This window comes from Actinoplanes sp. M2I2 (genome assembly GCF_023544445.1).
Classification (GTDB): Bacteria; Actinomycetota; Actinomycetes; order Mycobacteriales; family Micromonosporaceae; genus Actinoplanes.
Genome location: NZ_JALPVJ010000009.1, coordinates 255,148 through 275,118 on the forward strand (window position 1 = coordinate 255,148; position 19,971 = coordinate 275,118).

The following is a 19,971-nucleotide window of genomic DNA, read 5'->3' on the forward strand; positions in this document are numbered from 1 at the left end:
ATCACCATGCGCGAATATCGACGATTAACCCTAAAGGGGTCCCTCGTTCGGGTCAGCGGTTCCCCGCGTCCCGCACCTCCGGGGGCAGCAGCTCCCCCGAGATGGCCCGGTACGGCGGCCACTCCGGCACGGCGAGCTGATCGACGCCGACCGGGTCGGCCATCGCCCGGTCGATCGCCGCGCGCAGCCGGTTCTGCTCCTCGGCCGGGTTCTGATACCAGGCCACCGACCAGATCCGGTGCATGTGCCAGCCGAGCGCGCGCAGCTCCTCCTCGCGCAGGCGGTCCCGGTCCCGGGTGGACGCGATCGACTGGTAGTCGTGGCCGTCGAACTCGATGCCGATGGCGAACACGTCGTCGTCCTGGTCGGGGTGCAGCACGGCCAGGTCGATGAAGTGCCCGGCCGCGCCGACCCGCCGGCGTACGGAATAGCCCCACGACAGCAGCGCGGTGAGCACGGCATCCTCGAACGGCGACGCGTCTTCGCGGTCGGTGACCTCCCGGCCCAGGGTGGCCGCGGCCCGCTCGGCGTACTCGAGATAGGCCTTCAGATGCCGCACGCTCTCGTTGCCCATGTCGGGGACGTCGCCCGAGCGGATCGAGGAGACCACCTCGACGCGCTGGCGGGCGCGGGTGATGGCGACGTTGAGGCGACGCCAGCCCTGGGGACGGTTGAGCGCCCCGAAGTTCGTACTGATCTTGTCGTTCTCGTCGTAGCCGTAGCCGATCGACAGGATGATCACGTCCCGCACGTCGCCCTGCACGGCCTCGAGGCTCTTGCAGAAGAAGCCGGTGAGCCGGTCACCGTCGTCCAGGTGGTGCTCGAGGTCGGGGCGCTCGGCCATCGCCCGGCGCACCGCCTCGTCGACCGCGTCGGCCTGCGCCACCGAGAGCGTGACCACGCCGAGCGTCTTGTCCGGCCGGGTGGCGTAGTGGTGCAGCACCCGCTCGGCCACCGCGTCCGCCTCGATCGGGTTGTCCGACGTGGTCTGCCGCCGGTACACGCCGTCCACCAGGAACATCTCGACGCCGTGGTCGGGCTCCCGGGGATAGCTGCGGGTCAGCCCGACCAGCCGGCCGTGGTAGTAGGCGAGGTCGGCGAACGCGAACAGCGCCTCGTGCCGGCTGCGGTGGTGCCAGCCCAGGTGCAGGATCGGGAAGGTCTCGCGGGCCAGGTCGAGGATCGACGGGTGGTCGACGACGTCGTCCTCGATCCGGTCGTAGAAGGAGGTCGGCGGGAGCTGCCGGTCGTCGCCCACGACCACCAGGGCGTCACCGCGGTAGATGCAGTTGATCGCGTCGGCCGTGGTCACCTGGGACGCCTCGTCGAAGATGACGGTGTCGAACTCCATCTCGGGCGGCAGGTAGCGGCTCACCGCGAGCGGGGACATCAGCAGGCAGGGCTTGAGACCCTGGACCGCGTGCCGGGCCTGCGCGAGCAGCTCCTGCACCGGCAGGTGGCCCGACTGCTTGTTGCCCTCGCGCCGGATCACGCCCGGTTCGCCGGCCGACGAGGCGGACGGGCGCCGGGCCTCGACGGCGTAGACGATGTCGGCCAGCGCCGCCCCGGCCAGCTCACGGTCGAGCAGCCGGTAGACCTCGACCAGATGGCTGCGGTCCTCGGCCGAGACGGGTTGCAGACCCGGGTCGTCGCGGATCACCGCGTCGGCCCAGCCCCGCAGCAGCGCGCGCTCGAGCACCGGCCAGACCCGCTCCACCGGGATCTCCTGTTCGGCGCAGAAGTCCAGCGCCTCCTCGAGACCGTGCTCGACCAGCAGCCGGCGGGCGTCCTCGTGCCGGAACCACTCGTGCTGGCCCTCCGGGTCGTGCAGCAGCTCGACCAGCAGGTCGCGGGCGTTGTCGTAGTCGCCCAGCCGCTCGGTGAGCTCACCGTGCCGGGCCGGGCCGAACGCGTCGAGCACCTGGGCGCGGGCCGACTCCCAGCCGGCCACCGTCGCCCCCAGCCCCTCGGTGGGCTGGGCGATCATCAGGGCGTGGGCCTGGTCGGCCGACATCGCCGCGTCCTCGCCGGTCATCAGCCGCCGGGCGTGCACGGTCCACGCGACGACCTCGTTCATGGCCTCGTCGTCGGTCTTGGCGCCGCGGTAGACCGAGCCCAGCACGGCCGCGTGCGCGGCGGCCTCGGCCCAGATCGCCTCCTCGGCGTCGGTGGCCGCCTGCCGCTGCTCGGCGATCTCCATCGTCTCGTCCAGCGTGAGGTCGCGTCCGGTCGGGGCGGCGTAGGCCCGGATCATCTCGGCCGCCGCGTGCAGCGGTTTGATGTGCGCGCGCAGCCAGGACACAGCGTCGGCGATGGCGCCCTCGCCCAGTTCGGGCCGCGGCGCCCGGGCCGGAGCGGACCGCAGGGTGGTGCGGAAGCGGGTGAACTCGTCGCGGGCCTCGTTGACGATGCGCAGCAGCGCGCTGTTGGGCCGGGGCGCGCAGACGTGCACGGTGACGGCGGGCAGCGCCTCGGCCGGCACCTCGCGGATCACCTCGTCGGCGGTGTGCATGGCCTCCTGGATCGCGTGGAAGTCGGTGTCCAGGCCGTTCCAGTGCCGTCCGAGCAGCTCGGCGTGCTCGGCCTCGGCCTCCTTGAGATCCTCGACGGCCTGCTTCCACGCGGCCGCGTCCTCGACGTTGGCCACGGCCTGGGCCGGCTTGACGTCGGGCAGCGCCGCCTCGACCGCCTTCTGCTTGTCGCGGCGGTAGGGCCGCAGGAGCTTGCGCGGGCCCCGGTGCCGGGTGAGCCGGTCGGCCACCTCGGTGATCGGCTCCTCGAGCACACCCTCGTCGAAGTGCCGGCGGGCCTGCGTCTCGGTCTCGCGTACCCGCTCGATGGCCAGGCGCAGCGTGCGGACGGCGGCGTGCGCGGCCGGCATCCCGCCGGTCTCGAACCAGGCCGGCTCGGGCTTGTGCTCACGGTTGATCAGGTCGGCGATGGTGATGACCCGGGTCGAGTCGCCGAAGGTGACCACGTTGGGCAGGCCGAGCCGGGCGGTGACCCGGTCGAGGCTCTCCTGCCGCGCTTCCAGGCGGTCGGCCTCCTCGGCGAACTTGTTGGCCAGGTGGTCGGCCTGGGCGGCGTTGAGCGGCTTGAGGTCGACCGCCTCGGGCACCAAGTGCGACAGGTCCGGCACGCCCGACAGGTCGTCGGCCGACGGCAGCTCCGACCACGGGATGCCGCCGTAGCGCAGGGCGGCCAGGTGGCGGGTGAGGTCGGTGGCCGCCTTCTGCACCGGGTGGATGCTGTCGACGGTGAGCCAGTCCTCCTCGACCTTGGGCGGCCGCTTGCCCGCGTGCGCCGAGAGGGCGGCCAGGCGGGCCGCGCCGGACGGCTCGTGCAGGTCGAAGGCGTCGGCCAGGGTGGAGTTGGCGATCACCGTCTCGGCCAGCTTGCCCAGCGCGGTCAGGGCCTGACGCAGCCGGCCGTCCAGCGGCTCGCGGTCGATCGCCTCCCGCCACAGGTACGTCTCGCTGCGGACCCGGCCCAGCCGGGCCACCGCGTCGCGCAGGCGATAGAGCGCCTCGCCGGTGAGCTCCTGCGGCGCGACGGCGGCGACCGGCGCGGCCGGCACGTCGAGCAGGCGTGCGGAGAGGCCGAGCACCTCGAACAGGCTCCGGCCGAGCGGTTGCCGGACCCGGTTCAGGGCTTCCGCGTACGCGGTGAGCCGCTCACGCCGCTCCCGGACCGCCCGCCGGTCGATCGGATCCATGGTGGCCAGCGGCACCGGGTCGGTGTCGAGCGCGGTGGCCAGCGCGGCCGCCACCTGACGCCGCCCGACTAGGTCGCTGTGCAGGGCGAGCAGATAGTTGCCGAGCCCGGCGTCGGTCAGCCGGCGCTGCACCGTGTCGAGCGCGGCGGCCTTCTCGGAGACGACCAGCACCCGCTTGCCGGCGTGCATCAGCCCGCCGACCATGTTGGCGATCGTCTGCGACTTGCCGGTGCCGGGCGGGCCGTCGAGCACGAAGCTGCGACCGGCCACCGCGGCGGCGACCGCGACCCGCTGGCTGGCATCGGCGTCCAGGATCAGCGGCACGTCCTCGGGCGGCGCGACGACGTCGATCCGTTCGACCGGGGTGGGTTCGAAGGCGAACGCCCGGTCGGCGTCGCCGGTGGCCAGCGCGCGAACGACCGGGTGCTCGACGATGTGCGGCTCGTTCTCGTAGAGGTCGTAATACATGGCCTCGCGGTGCACGCTCAGGCAGGACAGCGTGACCGTCTCGTCGGCGTACCAGCCGCGCCGCTCGCCGATGGCCACATCGATCTTGGCCCACAGCACCGTGACGTCGAGCTCGGCCAGCGAGTTGATCTCGGGGATGTCGATGTCCAGCTCGGCCATCCGCACGACCAGCGCCGGGTTGACGATCGGGTCCTCGGGCCGCGCGACCAGCCGCGGCCCGGCCGCGTCGATCTCGACCGGGACCAGCAGGATCGGGCTCTCGTGCGGGCCGTCCTCGTCCGACCAGTGCAACATGCCCACGCCGAGATAGAGCGGGGACACCCCCCGGTCGAGCAGTTCGAGCCGGCTGCGGCGCCAGAAGTGGTGCAGCAGCGCGCCGAGCTGCTCCTCGGGCAGTTCGGTGCGCAGCACGTGCCCGGTGGCGTCGCCCTCGTCGTGGAAGGCGTAGCCACCGCCCTCCTGCAGCACCTTCACGATCATCTTCGGCGACGGGCCGGTGATCTCGACGGCGCCCGAGGAGACGCGGGCGAAGTTGAGCAGGGGGTTGCTGCCGGTCAGATCGACCAGGCCGGAACGCCAGCTCTCCAGGGCCGACCGTACGTCGGCGCCTGGGATCCCACTCGAATCCGCTTCATGATCCGGCCACATGCCTCAATTTCAGCAAGTCGGACGCCCGTCACGCTGGTGATTCGGCTACGTGCTTCCGGATATTTACGGCAATTCGGTCAGGCACCCCGAAACGGGGCGCCTGACCGAGGTCGTCCGGCCGCCGTCACGCCGCGTGGGCGGGCTCCTCGACGTCGCGCGTCTTCTCCGGCGTCCTCTCGAGGGCCGCACCCTCGACGTCGACCACCGGCAGCCAGGACAGCCAGCGCGGCAGCCACCAGGCCGTACCGCCGAGCAGCGCGATGGCCGCCGGAACGATGATCATGCGGACCACGATGGCGTCGAACAGGATGCCGATGGCCAGCGCGAACGCGATCGGCTTGATCGTGTCGTTGCCCTCGGGGACGAAGCCGGCGAAGACCGAGAACATGATCGTCGCCGCGGCCACGACCACCGGGGCGGCCTGCCGGAAGCCGGTCACCACCGCCTCGCGCGGCGCGACCCCGTGGGCGTGCGCCTCGTGCATCCGCGAGACCAGGAAGACCTGGTAGTCCATCGCGAGACCGAACAGGATGCCGACGATGATGATCGGCGCCAGGCTCAGCAGCGGGCCCGTGGTCTGGGCGTTGACCAGGTCGGACAGCCAGCCCCACTGGAAGACCGCGGTGGTCGCGCCGAGCGCCGCGCCGATCGTGAGCAGGAAGCCGACCACGCCGACCACCGGCACCAGCAGCGACCGGAAGACGAGCACCAGCAGCACGAAGGCCAGACCGACGACCAGGATCAGATAGATCGGCAGCGCCTGGTCGAGTTTCTCCGACACGTCGATGCTGACCGCGGTCTGCCCGGTGACGTAGACCTCGGCGCCCGGGCCGTCGGCCACGTCGTCGCGGATGGCGTGCACCAGGTCGATCGTGGCCGTGTCCTCGGGACCGGAGCCCGGGATGATCGTGATCAGGGCGGCGTTCTGACCCTGGCTGACCTGGGGCTGCGCCACGAAGGCGACATCCGGCAGGGTGGCGACCTTCTCCCGTACGGACGCCGCGTACGCCGGGGCGCCGGAGCCGTCCACCAGCACCAGCAGCGGGCCGGCGAAGCCCGGGCCGAAGCGCTCGCTGATGATCTGGTCGGCCTTCTCCTGGCTGCTGCCCTCGGCCGGCCGCTGGATGAGCGTGGTCTGCATCGAGAAGAACGGGATCGCGATCACGGCCAGCGCCGCCACCGCGACGATCAGGCTGAGCACCCGCTGGTGGGTCACCATGTGGGCCCAGCCGCGGTAGAAGCCGCGGTCCTTCTTCTGGGTGGCGACCGGGTTGCCCCGCTCCTTGCGGGGCAGCGCCCGCAGGCCGACGGCCCCGAGGAACGCGGGCACCAGCGTGATGGCCACCAGCACGGCGAAGACGATGGTGCCGGCCGCGGCCAGACCCATCTCGGTCAGGAACGGGATGCCGGCGACGGACAGGCCGGCCAGCGCGATCACGACGGTCAGGCCGGCGGTGACCACGGCCGAGCCGGCCGTGCCGACCGCGAGCGCGACCGCCTCGGGCACCGGCAGGCCGCGGCGCAGCTCCTGACGGAACCGGGTGACGATGAACAGCGCGTAGTCGATGCCGACCGCGAGGCCGAGCATGATCGCGAGGATCGGGGTGGTCGACTGCAGCTCGGTGAAGCCGCTCAGCGTGGTGATGCCGAGGGCGCCGATCGCCACGCCGGCCAGGGCGGTCAGCAGGTTCATGCCCGCGAGCACGAGCGAGCCGTACGTGATGGCCAGCACGACCAGGGCCACGACGACACCGAGGATCTCGCCCGTGCCGCCGATGTCGGCCCCGGACTCCTGGGTCGCCTCGCCGCGCGCCTCGACGATCAGCCCGGCCGACCGGGACTCGTCGACCACGGCGGTCAGCGCCTCACGCTCCTCGACGGTGATCTCCGACGCCTGGACGCCGTAGGTCACCGTGCTGTACGCGGCCCGCTGGTCCTGCGACACGGCCGGCGCCTTGGGGTCGAGCGGGTTGCTGGCCGCGACCACGCCGGGCAGCTTCTGAAGCCTCGCCACGACTGCGGCGACCTGGGCCGCGCTCGCCTGGTCGGTGATCCGGCCGGTGCCGGGGGCCTCCATGACCACCTGGGCGGTCGCGCCGGCCGAGGCGGCGCCGAACCGCTCCTCCATCAGCTCGAGCGCCTTGGTCGACTCCTGCCCCGGGATCGAGAAGGAGTTGACCATCGTGCCCGAGAGCGTGGCGGCGCCGGCGCCCAGAGCGATCACGGCCACCAGCCAGGCGACCATGACGAGCGCCTTGTGGCGTACCGCGCCCAGTCCCAAGCGGTGCAGCAACGTTGCCATGTCCGTCGTTTCCTTACTGCTGAGGGGCCTCGCGCCCGTGGCCGAGCGCGTCATAACTGACGTCGATGAGGTCGCCGATGTCCGCGCCGAGAGGTTTCTCGCGCAGCGCGACTCCGGCCACGGCGAGGGCGCCGAGCGCGCCGACCACCCGGATGGCGCGGACCGGATCGGCCTCGGGGTCGACCGCGAAGGCCTCGAAGACCGGCTCGCCGATGCTCTCCATGGCCGCGCCGAACTCGCTGTCGAGCGAGTTGGCCAGACCGGTGAGCAGCAGGGCCACCGTGCCCGGGCCGTCCGCGGCGAGCCGGGCCACGCTGGTGATCACCGCGCGGTCGCGGACCGGGCCGGGCGCGAGGGCGGAGACCTCGTCGGCGATCTCGCGGATGTCGCGCCGGACCCGGTCGATCACCGCCTGCTGCAGCGACTCCTTGGTCGGGTAGCGGTGCAACAGGCCCGTCTTGGAGTAGCCCACCGCGTCGGCGATGCGCTGGATCGAGGTCTCCTTGAAGCCGTGCCGGGCGAACAGGGTCGCGGCGGCTTCGAGGATCTCGTCGTCGATCTGCTGCTTGGTGGGCCGCGGCATGGGGACCAGACTAGTCGGTGAGGGACCAGACTGGTCGGCGACCGACCGTGGCGGTCCTCACAGTGGGCGTTGACGTCCTTCAGGTGCTTCCTTCAGGCCTACCGCAGACGGAGCGGCCGGCTACGGGTTTCCCCGTAACCGGCCGTCGAACCTCTCCGTGCTCTTCCTCAGCGAGTGACCTCAGTGACCCACCCGGCGAGGTTGTCCACCCGGGCCGCGCTCTCGATCTCGGTGTGCGGGCACGACGGGCCGTTGCTGACGATCGCGACCAGCGCCGGGCCCTTGCGGCCCCGCTCGACGAAGAACGGGCCCCCCGAGTCGTACGGGCACGGGGTGGTGTCCGCCTGCGGCGAGTTGCCCTTCAGCTGCGTGACCGAGTCGGTGAGCCCGACCACCTCCATCTTTCCGGTGCGCAGCCAGGTCACCGGCGCCGGGCTGGTGCTGGTCGTGGAGCCGTAGCCGGTGAGCCGCAGGATGTCCCCGGCCTCGGGCGCCGTCCGGCCGACCCGGATCGGGCGGACGTCCCGGATCGGCTCGGCCAGCTTGGCCAGCGACACATCGGCGGTCGTCGACTGCCGGACCGCGACGATCTCGACCTCATGACCACGCTTCGTGTTCGTGAGGTCGGTGCGGCCGACGGTCGCGATCGTCGAGTCGGCGACCGGGCGCTCGACCCGGACGCCGCTCGCGTCCCGGAAGCAGTGCCCCGCGGTGATTACCCACTGCGGGGCGATCAGCGCACCGGAGCAGGCGCTGTTGCGCTTGCCGCCGTCGGCCGTCGGGATGCCGGTCATCGTCAGCTTGACCGAGAAGGCGTACCGACCGGGCTTGACCTGTTCACCGTTGGCGATCGCGCCGGCCGGCCCGGCGAACCCGAACAGCACGGCGGCGACCACCCCGGACGCGGCGAGAATCGATCTCTTCCTCTGTCCCATTCGGACAACCTAGACCGATCGATCAACCCCGGCGAATCGGGGAAGACCCCGGGTGAACCCTGAGTGTCGCGGAGGCCATTTGACGGCGTGCGCGGCTTTTCCCCGCTTCCCGCGTCACCTTTCCGACGCTCCGGCCCCGTTCCCGGGTCCGGGTACGACCGGGGTCCGGCCCGGATGTTCCCAGCTGCTTGCCTGCCTAGTTTCAGGTTCGACACAGGATTCGGGCTTGGGGGGAACTGATGGGCAGGCGACCGGTGACGGTACGCATGGCGCGCTGGAGCGCCGAACATCCGTGGCGCGCGATCGCGCTCTGGGTGGTCTTCGTGGCGGTGTGTTTCCTGGGCGGCAACGCGGCCGGCCTGCAGGAGGCCACCGCCCAGGACGACGCGATCGGCGAGGCCGGCCGCGCGTACGTGATGATCGACGAGGGCGGGTTCGCCGACCAGCCCGCCGTCGACAACGTTCTGATCACCGCCCGTTCCGGCCGGCTCGACACCGCGGCCGCCCAGCGCGCCGCGGCCGACGCCACCACCACGCTACGGTCGGTCACCGGTGTCGCCTCGGTGGGCAAGCCGATCCCGGCCAACGACGGCTCGGCGCTGCTCGTGCCGATCACCATGGCCGGCGATCCCGAGACCGCCTCGGACCGCGTCGAGCCGCTGCGCGCGGCGACGGCCCGGGTCCAGGAGTCCCATCCCGAGCTGCGGGTCGAACAGGTCGGCGAACCGTCGATCACCAAGGCCCTCGACGACACCCTCGGCGACGACTTCAAGCGGGCCGAACTGCTCAGCCTGCCGGTCACCCTGGCCATCCTCATCGTGGTCTTCGGCGCGCTGATCGCCGCCGGCGTGCCCGTGCTGCTGGCGCTGTCGTCGGTGGCCGCCGCGATGGGCCTCTCCACGCTGGCCTCGCACCTGGTGCCCTCGACCGACACCACCGCCCCGGTCATCCTGCTGATCGGCATGGCGGTGGGCGTCGACTACTCGCTCTTCTACGTACGCCGGGAACGGGAGGAACGCGCCAAGGGCCGCGGCCACGTCGACGCGGTGGAGATAGCCGCCGAGACGTCCGGGCACGCGGTCGTGGTCAGCGGCACGGCGGTCATCATCGCCATGGCCGGGCTGTTCCTGGCCGGCGACACCACGTTCTCGTCGCTCGCCGTGGGCTCCATCCTGGTGGTCGCCGTGGCCGTGCTGGGCTCGCTGTCCGTGCTGCCGGCGATCCTGGCCAAGCTGGGCCGCTGGGTCGACCGCCCCCGCGTGCCGTTCCTGTGGCGCCTCACCGCCCGCCGTCCCGACGGCGCGTCCGGCTCCCGCTTCTGGCGGGCCGTGCTGCACCCGGCGCTGCGCTGGCCCGCGGCGACCCTGCTGGTCAGCGTGCTCGCGCTGCTGACCCTGGCCGCCCCGGCGCTCGGCATGAAGCTCAAGTTCCCCGGTACGGAGGACCTCCCCCGCACCACGCCGGCCATGCAGGCCTACGACCGGCTCGCCCCGGCGTACCCCAGCAACGGCACCAACCACACGGTCGTCGTGAAGGCCGCCGCCACGTCGGCCGGCGACGTCAAGGCCGCGCTCACCGACCTGGCCGAGAGCACCCGGGGCAACCGCCTGTTCGCCCCGCCCGAGCAGACCGGCCCCGACATCGAGGTCTCCCCCGACAAGACGGTGACCGTGCTCGACCTGGCGACACCGTTCACCTCCCGCAGCGACGAGGCGGCCGACTCCCTGCACGAGCTCCGCACCACCCTGGCGCCGGCCGCGCTGAACGGTCTCGACTACGCCGTCGGCGGCAGCGTGGCCGCGAGCGAGGACTACGCCGAACACGTCTGGAAGAAGCTGCCGCTGGTGGCCGGGTTCGTGCTGGTGCTCACGTTCCTGGTGATGGCCTGGACGTTCCGCTCGGTCGTGGTCGCGCTGACCTCGATCCTGCTCAACCTGCTGTCCGTCGGCGCCGCGTACGGCCTGCTGGTGCTGGTCTTCCAGGGCAGCTGGGCCGAGGGTCCGCTGGGCTTCACGTCGATGGACGCGATCGTCAGCTGGCTACCGCTGTTCCTGTTCGTGGTCCTGTTCGGCCTGTCCATGGACTACCACGTCTTCGTGGTCTCCCGGATCCGCGAGGCGGTCCAGCGCGGCGTCCCCACCCGCGAGGCGGTAGCCGAAGGCATCACCGGCTCGGCCGGCACCGTCAGCAGCGCCGCCCTGGTCATGGTCGCCGTGTTCTCGATCTTCGCCACCCTGTCCACCATCGACATGAAACAGCTGGGCATCGGCCTGGCCGCCGCGATCCTCCTGGACGCGACGATCATCCGCGCCGTGGTCCTGCCCTCCGCCATGACACTGCTGGGCCAGGCCAACTGGTGGGCGCCGCGCTTCCTGCGCCCCCGAGGCCGCCACGAGGCCCCCGAGGTAACCGCCCCACCGACCCCCGAGCCCGAACTGGCCGGCCGCCACTGACCCACCCCACCACCCCGAGGCCCCCGGCATCGCCGCCGGGGGCCTCCCACACGCTCACCGCACCCCACAACACCCGACCGAACGCCGCGCTCCAACGCTCAGGGTGGGCATCGAGCCAGCACGCTCGCCACACCCGACCGAACGCCGCACGTCAACACCCGGGGCGGGCATCCAGCCGGCGCACGCTCGCGGCACCCGACAACACCCCACCGAGCGCCGCGCTCCGACAACTCGGCCGGGCATTCAGCCGACAGGGGCGCGATGCCGCATCCCTGTCCCGGCCGGTGCGGGGCCGGCGTACCGGCCGCCGGAAACCGGTAGGCGACCGCCGGCCCTCAGCAGATCCAGTAGTCCTCGGGCCGCCGGCTAGGGCGGAAGCCGTGCGCTTCGGCCACGTGCGCGGCCTCCCGGAACCCGGTGGCCAGAGCCGCCGGCAGGTGCGCGTCACTGCCGAAGGAGATGGCCCGGCCGCCCTCCTCGCGCCACCACCGGAGGATCTCCGGGTGCAACGGCACGCGCGTATTGACCTCGAGAACGCGATCACCCGCGGCGATCGCCCCGAGGGCAAGACGAAACTCCTCCTCGAACGCCCACGGGTCGAACGGCTCGGCATCGACCGGCCAGGCCCGCACCGGGTAGTCGATGTGCGCGAACACCTCGAACACCGCGCTCCCCGCGATGACAGCCGGAACCTGCCCCAGATAACGCCGCAGCGCCGCATCCCGCCCGTAGTGCTCGAACAGACCCGGCGGTTCGTAGAAGGTGACCCCCACCGGCAACCCGTGCAGCGACCCGAGCACCCGATCGAACCGCCCAGCCCCCAAAATCCTCGCAACAGCCTCAGCATGCAGATGCGGCTCACCGATCTCGACACCGCTCAGCACCCGCAGCCCGGGAAAGCGCTCCCGGCAGCGCTCGACCCCCGCGAGATACCCAGCCGCGTCGAACACCGGCGCCCTGACCCGCCCCGCCGCATCGGCAAAGGCCCGAACCTCCCGGCTGGCCTCCAGAGTCCCCCGATCCGCCGTCCAGACAACGTGGTCGACGTGCTCGGTGAACGCCACCGCCGGCAGCCCGATCTCCACCGCCCGCGCGCAGGTGCCCTCCATATCTCCCACCCACGTATCCCAAGACCATTCACTGTGCACATGACTGTCAGCCGGCAGCGCGTGCATCCCCCCGCCCACCGTTCCCTCCACGCCCATACCCCCACCCTGCCCGGCTCCGGCCTCAGTCACCGCCCCGATCTCCCCCGACGACCGACCCGGACGCCGAACACCCACAGCAGCCGAAGAGGCCTGTCCCATCCACGCCGGCCGCCCACCACCCAAGCCACCCAACCACGTGTGGCCACGCCTGAAGCCACGCCCATCGGCCCCGCCGGCAACGCCCGCCAGCCAGCGCCCATCGGCCCCGCGGGCCCCGCCCGCCAGCCAGCGCCCATCGGCCCCGCAGGCCCCGCCCGCCAGCCAGCGCCCATCGGCCCCGCCGGCCCCGCCCGCCAGCCATGCCCTCGGGCCACCCCGGCCACGCCAGCCATGCCCGTCAGCCACGGCGGCCACGGCAGCCACGGCGAGGCCCGCAAGATGCGCCCACGCCGAAGCGGGCGCCAGCCCAGTTCCTGTCCAGCGATCCGCACGCCACCCGGCCCGCGCATGAAGCGACGGCGACTCCGATCGTCACGATGGCCACCCACGCGTTGTCGCTCAAGCCACGCCAGTCCGCACCCGGCGAATTCACTCGGAACCGAACGCTTACCGGACGCCCATCTCGGCGACCAGAACGGTCCCGGTTCCCCGCCCCGCTTCACACCGGTGACGCCGTGCAGTGCAATCAGCAGCACCCGTTCGATCCGCAGACCATCCCGCTCCGCTCGCATCCCGGCGAGCTCAACCTCCGCTGACCAGCAAGGAGCCGACGCCGCCGACCGCAGGTCGAAGACCGGCTCGACCGACTCACAACCGCGACGTACTGACCGCAACCGGCACGGTCCTGCTCCCGCAACCCACCACAAAGGCCCGCCCGCCCAAGCCGCCCCACAGTCCCCCGACCACAGCGCGGCAGCCAGACCCCACACCCGCCAAGGTGACCGCCGCCACAATCACGCACCCAGCAGCCGGTGAGCCAACGACAAGCCGTCACCTGCTCGCCCCCAAGGGCGGGGCCGGGGGGGGCCCAGCACCGCCCAATGTGGGTTTACGGGCAGGGTGGGGGGCCCCGGGCCCGCCCGTCCACCGCAACAAACCCCAACCCACCAAGCCGCCGCAACCCCACCCAGCCAAGATCATCCCCAGGCGCAGGACCGACGAGCGACCGTCCACCCCACCTCAGGAGGAAGCAGCAACCCCGTTAGCAGACGCAGCGTCGGTAGCGACCGGATGAGGAATACCCGGAGCCGGAGCAGACCCCGGCGCCTCACCCCGAGCAACCGCCCCCGGAGCCTCGGACGGGCTGATGCCGGCCGCGGCGTACGCGTCCGCCTCGTCCAGGGTCTCGGTCTGCAGCAACCGATGGGCCAGGCTGTCGAGCTGAGGCCGATGCGAGCGCAACAAGGACAGAGCCTCGGTGTAGCACTCCTCCACGATCTTGCGAACCTCGGAATCGACCAGCTCCCGGGTGGCCGGAGCCACGCCGTCCAGCCCGAACGGGGACTCCTGCCCGGGCGGCGGCAGCACCGTGACCGGCCCGATGGCGTCGGACATGCCCCACCGGCCGACCATCTGGCGGGCGATGTTGCTGACCTGGTCGAGGTCGCTCTCCGCACCCGTCGTCATGTCGCCGAACACCACCTCCTCGGCGGCCCGCCCACCCAGCGCCCCGATGATGCGCCCCCGCAGATAGATCGCCGAGTAGCCGTACCGGTCGCTTGACGGGCTCTGGAAGGTGACGCCCAAGGCTTGGCCGCGCGGGATGATCGAGATCTTGCGGACGGGGTCGGCCCCCGGGGTCAGCATGCCCAGCAGGGCGTGCCCCGACTCGTGGAACGCCGTGCGCTCCTTCTCGTCGGGGGTCAGCATCAGGCCGCGGACCGTGCCCAGCACGATCTTCTCGAGCGCGTCGGTGAAGTCGTTGTTCTGCACCTGGCTGTGACCGCGGCGGGCGGCCAGCAGAGCGGCCTCGTTCACCAAGTTCTTCAGGTCGGCTCCGACCATGCCCGGCGTGGACGCGGCGATGCCGTCGAGGTCGACGCCCGGGGCAACCGGCACACCGCGGGTGTGCACGACGAGGATGGCGTGACGCCCGGCCAGGTCGGGCGGGCTCACCACGACGCGGCGGTCGAAGCGGCCGGGGCGCAGCAGCGCCGGGTCGAGGACCTCGGAGCGGTTGGTGGCGGCCAGCACGACCACGCCCTCGCTGCCCGTGAAGCCGTCCATCTCGGTCAGGATCTGGTTGAGCGTCTGTTCGCGTTCGTCGTTGCCGCCGAGCGACTGGGCGCTGCCCCGGGCCCGGCCGATCGCGTCGAGCTCGTCGATGAAGATGATCGAGGGCGCCACCTTTTTGGCCTGGTCGAACAGGTCACGGACGCGGCTGGCGCCGACGCCGACGATGGCCTCGATGAACTCGGACGCCGAGATCGAGAAGAAGGGCACCTGGGCCTCGCCGGCGACCGCGCGGGCCAGCAGCGTCTTGCCCGTGCCGGGCGGGCCGGAGAGCAGCACGCCGTGCGGGATCTGCGCGCCGAGCTTGCGGTATTTGTCGGGCTCGCGCAGGAAGTCGACGATCTCGGTGACCTCCTGCTCGACCTCCTGGATGCCCGCGACGTCGGCGAAGGTCGTCCGCGGCCCGCCCTCGGGCTGGTAGAGCTTGGCCCGGGACTTGCCGAAGCTGCCCAGCACGCCACCCCCGCCCGCGGCGCCGGCCATGCGCCGGCTGATCCAGATGAACAGGGCGACCAGCAGGATCGTCGGCCCGAAGCCGATCAGCAGCTGCTGCCAGATGGGCGCGGGCGCGTCCGGCGGGTTGGCGTTGACCGGCACGTTGTCGGCCTGCAGCGACGAGAACAGGTCGTCGTCGGCGAACGAGGGCCGCTGCGTGGTGAAACGCTCGACCTGCTCGGACTTGGTGTCACCGGTCGGCGTGTAGGCCACTTCCTTTTTGAACTGGCCCTCGATGGTGTCGGCGGTCGAGGTGATCTCGGCGACGTTGTTGCCCTGGACCTGGCTCAGGAAGAACGTGTACGACACCGGGGAGCGCTCGGGCGGCGCCAGGAAGAACGACGAGATGATCCAGTTGAGGGCCAGCAGCACGACGAGCATGCCGCCGAATCGAATCCAGGACGAACGCGGCCTTTTCGGGCCACCGGGTGCGGGGGTGGGTGGCACACCCTCCACCTTCCACGGGTGGGGGCGCTGCGACGGCTTCGCGTCTGGAGCATCGGCGGGCATGGCGCGAAGCTACCCCTGACGGGTGACACAAATGCGTCGTCGTGACGCGCGTGACTCCTGCCAATTTCCTGCAAGATCGCGGTGCGGCGGGGGCTGGACCGGAACCAGGAAGACGCGCGCCCGGGTGGGGGTCCGGACGCGCGCCTGCCTGAGGGGAAGGGTTTACTGCCGAAGGTCGCAGGGGGCCAGGCCCTCGGCGTCGAGGTCCGGCTTCGCGGCGTTGCGGCCGATCGCCGTCTCGATCCGGTTGATGGTCGCGAACCGCTTGTCCTCCAGCGGGCCAAGGATCGCGTTGCGGATGAAGTTCGGGCCACCCTGGCCGACGCTCGACGCGATGCGGTTGTTCGCCTCGGCGATCTGCGTGTCGAGCAGGGCGAGGTTGCGGTCCACCTCGGCCTGCGCCTGGGCCGGTACGGCCGGCAGGTTGTCCACCGACGGGCAGTTCACGGTCGGCAGGGCCACGTTGCCGCCGCCGGCCGCGCCGTCACCTTCGCCGCCTGCACCGGGCACCTCGGTCGGCTGCTCGGCCGGGGCTTCGCCGCCCTCGCCGTTCTCGCCGCCCTCGCCGTTCCCGCCGTTCTCGTTGAGCGAGCACGTCGACAGGCCTTCGGCGTTCAGGTCGGGCTTGGCCGCGTTGCGGCCGATCGCCGTCTCGATCCGGTTGATCGTGGCGAACCGCTTGTCCTTCAGCGGCCCGAGAATCGCGTTCTGGATGAAGTTGGCGCCGCCCTGACCGACCGACGTCCGCAGCCGGTTGTCGGCCTCGGCGATCTGCGTGTTGAGCAATTCCAGGTTGCGCTGCACCTCGGCCTGCGCCTGGGCCGGCACGGCCGGCAGGTTATCGACCGACGGGCAGTTCACCGTCGGCACCGCCGCGCCGCCTGCGTTGTCGCCACCGCCGGCGTTGTCGCCAGTGGACGGCACGTCGACCGGCTGCTGCGCCGAGGAGCCACCGTCCTGGTTGAGCGAACAGGTCGAAAGACCTTCGGCGTTCAGGTCGGGCTTGGCCGCGTTGCGGCCGATCGCCGTCTCGATCCGGTTGATCGTCGCGAACCGCTTGTCCTTCAGCGGCCCGAGAATCGCGTTCTGGACGAAGTTGGCACCGCCCTGACCGACCGACGTCCGCAGCCGGTTGTCGGCCTCGGCGATCTGCGTGTTGAGCAGTTCGAGGTTGCGCTGCACCTCGGCCTGGGCCTGCGCGGGCACGGCCGGCAGGGCGGTCAGCTGCGGACAGTTCACGGTGGGCGTCGCCTCCGCGGCCGAGGCGACGCCCAGGCCGACGCCGGTGATGACGACCGCGACCCCCACGACCGCACCGATCTGCCAGCGGCGCGAGGTCGTGCGGGACTTGTTGTACCGGGCTCTGTACATTGGGGCTGCGCCTTCCGCGACGGGGGACCGAAATTGGCTTCGGCCTTCCATACGGGAGCGCTCCCATGAGAGTTGACCGCTTAAGCAACACTTAAGACGATCTTTCTCGACCCTCGACGAAACAGCAGGTCAGGCGGGGTCGTGCGGCTCAGCCTCAACGTGGCCGCGACCGGCACCGACGGCCTGCTGGCCGACCAGCGCGCGCACACGCTCGACCTGGCCTTCGTCGGCGTCCCCTCGACGAGGATTCCAGGGCTGCACGTGCACGGCCTCGCCACGTTCCAGCCGCGCCTGCTCGTGCCCGCCGGGCATCCTCTCGCCTCGGCGCCGAGCGTCTCCCCGGCCGCCGTGGCCGACGAACCGTTCGTCGGCCTGTCGCCGGCAACCGGGTCGGCCGCCGAGGCCTTCCTCGCGCTGGTCGACGCGCACGTCGTCCGGCGCGACCGCTGCTGACGGCGCTGCCGCTGCGCTCGGCCCCGCAGGCGACCGGTCAGAAGCCCAGGATCGCGGCCAGCCACGGGTTGCGGAACGTGCCGGCCGGGTCGTAACGGCGTACGAGCTCCTGGAAGTCACCGAAGTGCTCGTAGCTCGCCCGGATCGTCTCGGGCGTCTGGGTGAAGACCTTGCCCAGGTGGGCCCGCGGGGACAGCGGCGCGAGGCTCTGCTCCAGCTCGGCCACCACCGGCAGCACCTCCTCGGTGTCGGCGATCCAGGTGAAGTGCAGGGCCATGCTGTCGCGCTGGTAGTTCGGGCTCAGCCACAGGTCGTCGCCCTTGATGGTGCGGAGCTCGCAGACCTGGAGCACCGGGGCAACGCGCTGCCGGATCGCGGCCACGGCGTCGATGGCGGCCAGGCCGTCCTCGCGGGCGACGTGGTACTCGGACTGGAGCTCCTCGCCGCTCGACGGGGTGAACTCCATCCGGAAGTGCGGCAGCCGCTCGTGCCACGGGCCCGGGACGCCGCCCTGCTCGGTGCTGTTCATGGCCGGCATGCCCGGCACGGGGTGGCGCGGACCGTCGGCCAGGTAAGCGCCGTACCAGTCGCCGGTCATCGGCTCGGTGCGCTTGAGCCAGGCGTGGCTGATGTCGACGCTCGTCCAGTTGGTGAAGAGGCTGACGCTGTAGCCGTCGGCCAGCATCTCGTGCAGGTGCTGCTCGACCGAGGCCCGCGGCACGTTGTCGTAGACGTACTGCCGCAGCTCGAAGGCGGGCACGACGTCGAGCGTCAGGGCGACGACCACGCCGAGCGCGCCCAGGCCGACCACCGCGCCCGGGAAGTCGGCGTCGCCACGGGACAGCGTGACCAGCTTGCCGGAGCCGTCGATGAACTCGATCGCCGAGACGGCGGTGGCCAGGTTGCGGTTGCGGACGCCCGAGCCGTGCGTGGCGGTGGCGACCGCGCCGGCCACCGAGATGTGCGGCAGCGAGGCCGTGTTGTGCAAGGCCAGGCCGTTGTCGTACAGGTGGGCGGCAAGCACGCCGTAGCGGATGCCGCCGTCGACCCGTACGGACTTGCGGTCGGCGCTGATCTCGGCGAGCCGGGGCAGCTCGGCCAGCGACAGCAGGGTGCCGTCGGTGTCGGCCATCCGGTTGAAGGAGTGGCCGCTGCCCAGGACCTTGATCGGCCCACCCTCGGCCACGATCTCCTGCACCTCGGTCACCGAGGCGGGCCGGCGCACGCTCTTCGCGCCGAAGACGACGTTGCCGGCCCAGTTGGTCACTCGCTCGCTCATTCGACCACCCTAAATCGCCTACCTGTACGACCGGCAGGCCCGCCCGCCCGGCCGGAGCTCCGGAATCGGAACCCACTGCAAAAACCGACCGGAACGGGACAGTCCGCAGCCCCGTGGCCGAGGCGGTACGGTCGGGAAGGCCGATGGAGGCGTGAGCCGGATGGCCGATGAGCTGGGATGGCCGTTGAGCTGGGATGGCCGATGAGCTGGGATGGCCGATGAGCTGGGATGGCCGAGGAGTTGAGATGGCCGAGGAGCAACCCCGCACCATGGCCGCGCAGGGCGTGGTCAACGTCATCGCGCGCGGTCTGCTGCGCACGCCGGTGCTTGCCCGCGGCATCGGCCGCTCCCTGATCACGCTCTATGTGATCGGCCGCCGCTCCGGCAAGCGTTACTCGATCCCGGTCGCCTACGTGCGGCACGACGGCACGCTGCTGATCGGCACGCCGTTCGCCTGGGCTCGCAACCTGCGCACCGGCGATCAGCTCGAGGTCTGCCACCTCGGCAAGATCAAGACCGCCGGCGTACGGGTCCACGCCGCCGAGGACGAGGTGGTGGCCGACTACGCCGTCCTGGCCCGGGCCAACCACAGCTTCGCCAGGTTCAACAAGATCGGCCTGGACGCGGGCGGCAACCCGAACGTCGACGACCTGAACCGCGCATGGCGCAACGGCGCGCGGGCGATCCGGCTGACGTTGCGATGAGTTCGACGGGCTCGCCGAGTCCAAGCTGACATGACGGTCCTGTTCGCCGTCGGCGCGGAGGTGACCCGCGCGGACATCCCGTGCCTGTGCTCGGGCCTCGCCGACCTGCTGCGTGCCCGTCCCGATCGGCAGCAGGTCGATCGGGCCGGCCACCAGCCGCCCTCGAGCGAGGTGGTCTGCGACGTGTCCGCGGCCCGCCCCGACGTGGTCACCGTGGAGGCCCTCGCCCGGCTGCGCCTGACCGCCGGCCGCCACGGCTGGCGCCTCACCGTGCGCGGCGCCCGCCCCGAACTGATCGACCTGTTCAGCCTGATGGGGCTGGGCGGCTTCTTCGCCGCCGCCCAGCAGGCCGCCACCCGACAAGCCACCGCCACCCCGCAAACCACCGCCCCGCAGGCCAGCGCTGCCCCACCGCCGCCCACATAGCCGCCCCGGCCCGCACCGGCGGCATCCGCCTCCCGGCCGCACTCCCCTGTCCCCGGCCGCACCCGCGGCACCGGCCGCACCCGCGGCACCGGCCGCACCCGCGGCACCGGCCGCACCCGCGGCACCGGCGACACCCGCGACACCCGCGACACCCGAGGCACCGGCGGCACCGGCGGATCGAAGGCCGCCGCCACCCGCTCAGCAGCGATCGCCGTTCCGCAGCTTTCGAGCGCGGGCGGTGAACGAGCA

12 protein-coding genes are annotated in these 19,971 nt (G+C 71.8%); 4 read left to right on the plus strand and 8 right to left on the minus strand.

Features of this window, described 5'->3' with window-relative positions:
- Positions 1 to 52: 52 nt before the first annotated feature.
- The 4 genes from HJC40_RS20335 to HJC40_RS20350 all read right to left on the minus strand — a co-directional run bounded on the left by HJC40_RS20335 (position 53) and on the right by HJC40_RS20350 (position 8,651).
- Entirely contained in the window at positions 53 to 4,831 is a 4,779-nt protein-coding gene (locus tag HJC40_RS20335; protein ID WP_250002825.1) for a DUF4011 domain-containing protein, read from the minus strand.
- A 124-nt stretch (positions 4,832 to 4,955) separates the two neighbouring features.
- On the minus strand, positions 4,956 to 7,133 hold the full coding sequence (locus HJC40_RS20340) for an MMPL family transporter (RefSeq protein ID WP_250002827.1): 2,178 nt from the start codon (positions 7,131 to 7,133) through the stop codon (positions 4,956 to 4,958).
- Between the two features lie 13 nt (positions 7,134 to 7,146).
- Entirely contained in the window at positions 7,147 to 7,716 is a 570-nt protein-coding gene (locus HJC40_RS20345) for a TetR/AcrR family transcriptional regulator (RefSeq protein WP_250002829.1), read from the minus strand.
- A 167-nt stretch (positions 7,717 to 7,883) separates the two neighbouring features.
- Entirely contained in the window at positions 7,884 to 8,651 is a 768-nt protein-coding gene (locus HJC40_RS20350) for a trypsin-like serine protease (protein ID WP_250002831.1), read from the minus strand.
- A 254-nt stretch (positions 8,652 to 8,905) separates the two neighbouring features.
- Between HJC40_RS20350 and HJC40_RS20355 the strand changes: the two genes are divergently transcribed.
- Complete coding sequence (locus tag HJC40_RS20355; protein ID WP_250002833.1) at positions 8,906 to 11,104, plus strand: MMPL family transporter; 2,199 nt, start codon at positions 8,906 to 8,908, stop codon at positions 11,102 to 11,104.
- Between the two features lie 335 nt (positions 11,105 to 11,439).
- Here the strand turns inward: HJC40_RS20355 and HJC40_RS20360 are convergent, their stop codons facing one another.
- The 3 genes from HJC40_RS20360 to HJC40_RS20370 all read right to left on the minus strand — a co-directional run bounded on the left by HJC40_RS20360 (position 11,440) and on the right by HJC40_RS20370 (position 16,860).
- Positions 11,440 to 12,309: a PHP domain-containing protein gene (locus tag HJC40_RS20360; RefSeq protein ID WP_250002835.1), complete on the minus strand. Its 870-nt coding sequence runs from the start codon at positions 12,307 to 12,309 to the stop codon at positions 11,440 to 11,442.
- Positions 12,310 to 13,431: 1,122 nt separating this feature from the next.
- Complete coding sequence (gene ftsH, locus HJC40_RS20365; protein ID WP_250002837.1) at positions 13,432 to 15,360, minus strand: ATP-dependent zinc metalloprotease FtsH; 1,929 nt, start codon at positions 15,358 to 15,360, stop codon at positions 13,432 to 13,434.
- Between the two features lie 291 nt (positions 15,361 to 15,651).
- The gene (locus tag HJC40_RS20370; RefSeq protein WP_250002839.1) at positions 15,652 to 16,860 is read right to left on the minus strand and encodes a hypothetical protein; all 1,209 of its coding nucleotides are present in this window, start codon (positions 16,858 to 16,860) and stop codon (positions 15,652 to 15,654) included.
- A 141-nt stretch (positions 16,861 to 17,001) separates the two neighbouring features.
- Here HJC40_RS20370 and HJC40_RS20375 point away from each other — a divergent pair, with 141 nt between their 5' ends.
- A complete protein-coding gene (locus HJC40_RS20375; RefSeq protein WP_250002841.1) occupies positions 17,002 to 17,313 on the plus strand; it encodes a LysR substrate-binding domain-containing protein in 312 nt (103 codons plus the stop codon).
- Between the two features lie 37 nt (positions 17,314 to 17,350).
- Here HJC40_RS20375 and HJC40_RS20380 read toward each other — a convergent pair whose 3' ends face one another.
- Positions 17,351 to 18,592 (minus strand): FAD-binding protein, encoded by a 1,242-nt coding sequence (locus tag HJC40_RS20380; RefSeq protein WP_250002843.1) that lies wholly within the window; start codon positions 18,590 to 18,592, stop codon positions 17,351 to 17,353.
- Positions 18,593 to 18,837: 245 nt separating this feature from the next.
- On the opposite strand from HJC40_RS20380, the gene HJC40_RS20385 reads away from it, so the two are divergent.
- Both HJC40_RS20385 and HJC40_RS20390 read left to right on the plus strand, forming a co-directional pair.
- Positions 18,838 to 19,296: a hypothetical protein gene (locus HJC40_RS20385; protein ID WP_250002844.1), complete on the plus strand. Its 459-nt coding sequence runs from the start codon at positions 18,838 to 18,840 to the stop codon at positions 19,294 to 19,296.
- A 30-nt stretch (positions 19,297 to 19,326) separates the two neighbouring features.
- On the plus strand, positions 19,327 to 19,722 hold the full coding sequence (locus HJC40_RS20390; protein WP_250002846.1) for an STAS domain-containing protein: 396 nt from the start codon (positions 19,327 to 19,329) through the stop codon (positions 19,720 to 19,722).
- Positions 19,723 to 19,971: the final 249 nt, after the last annotated feature.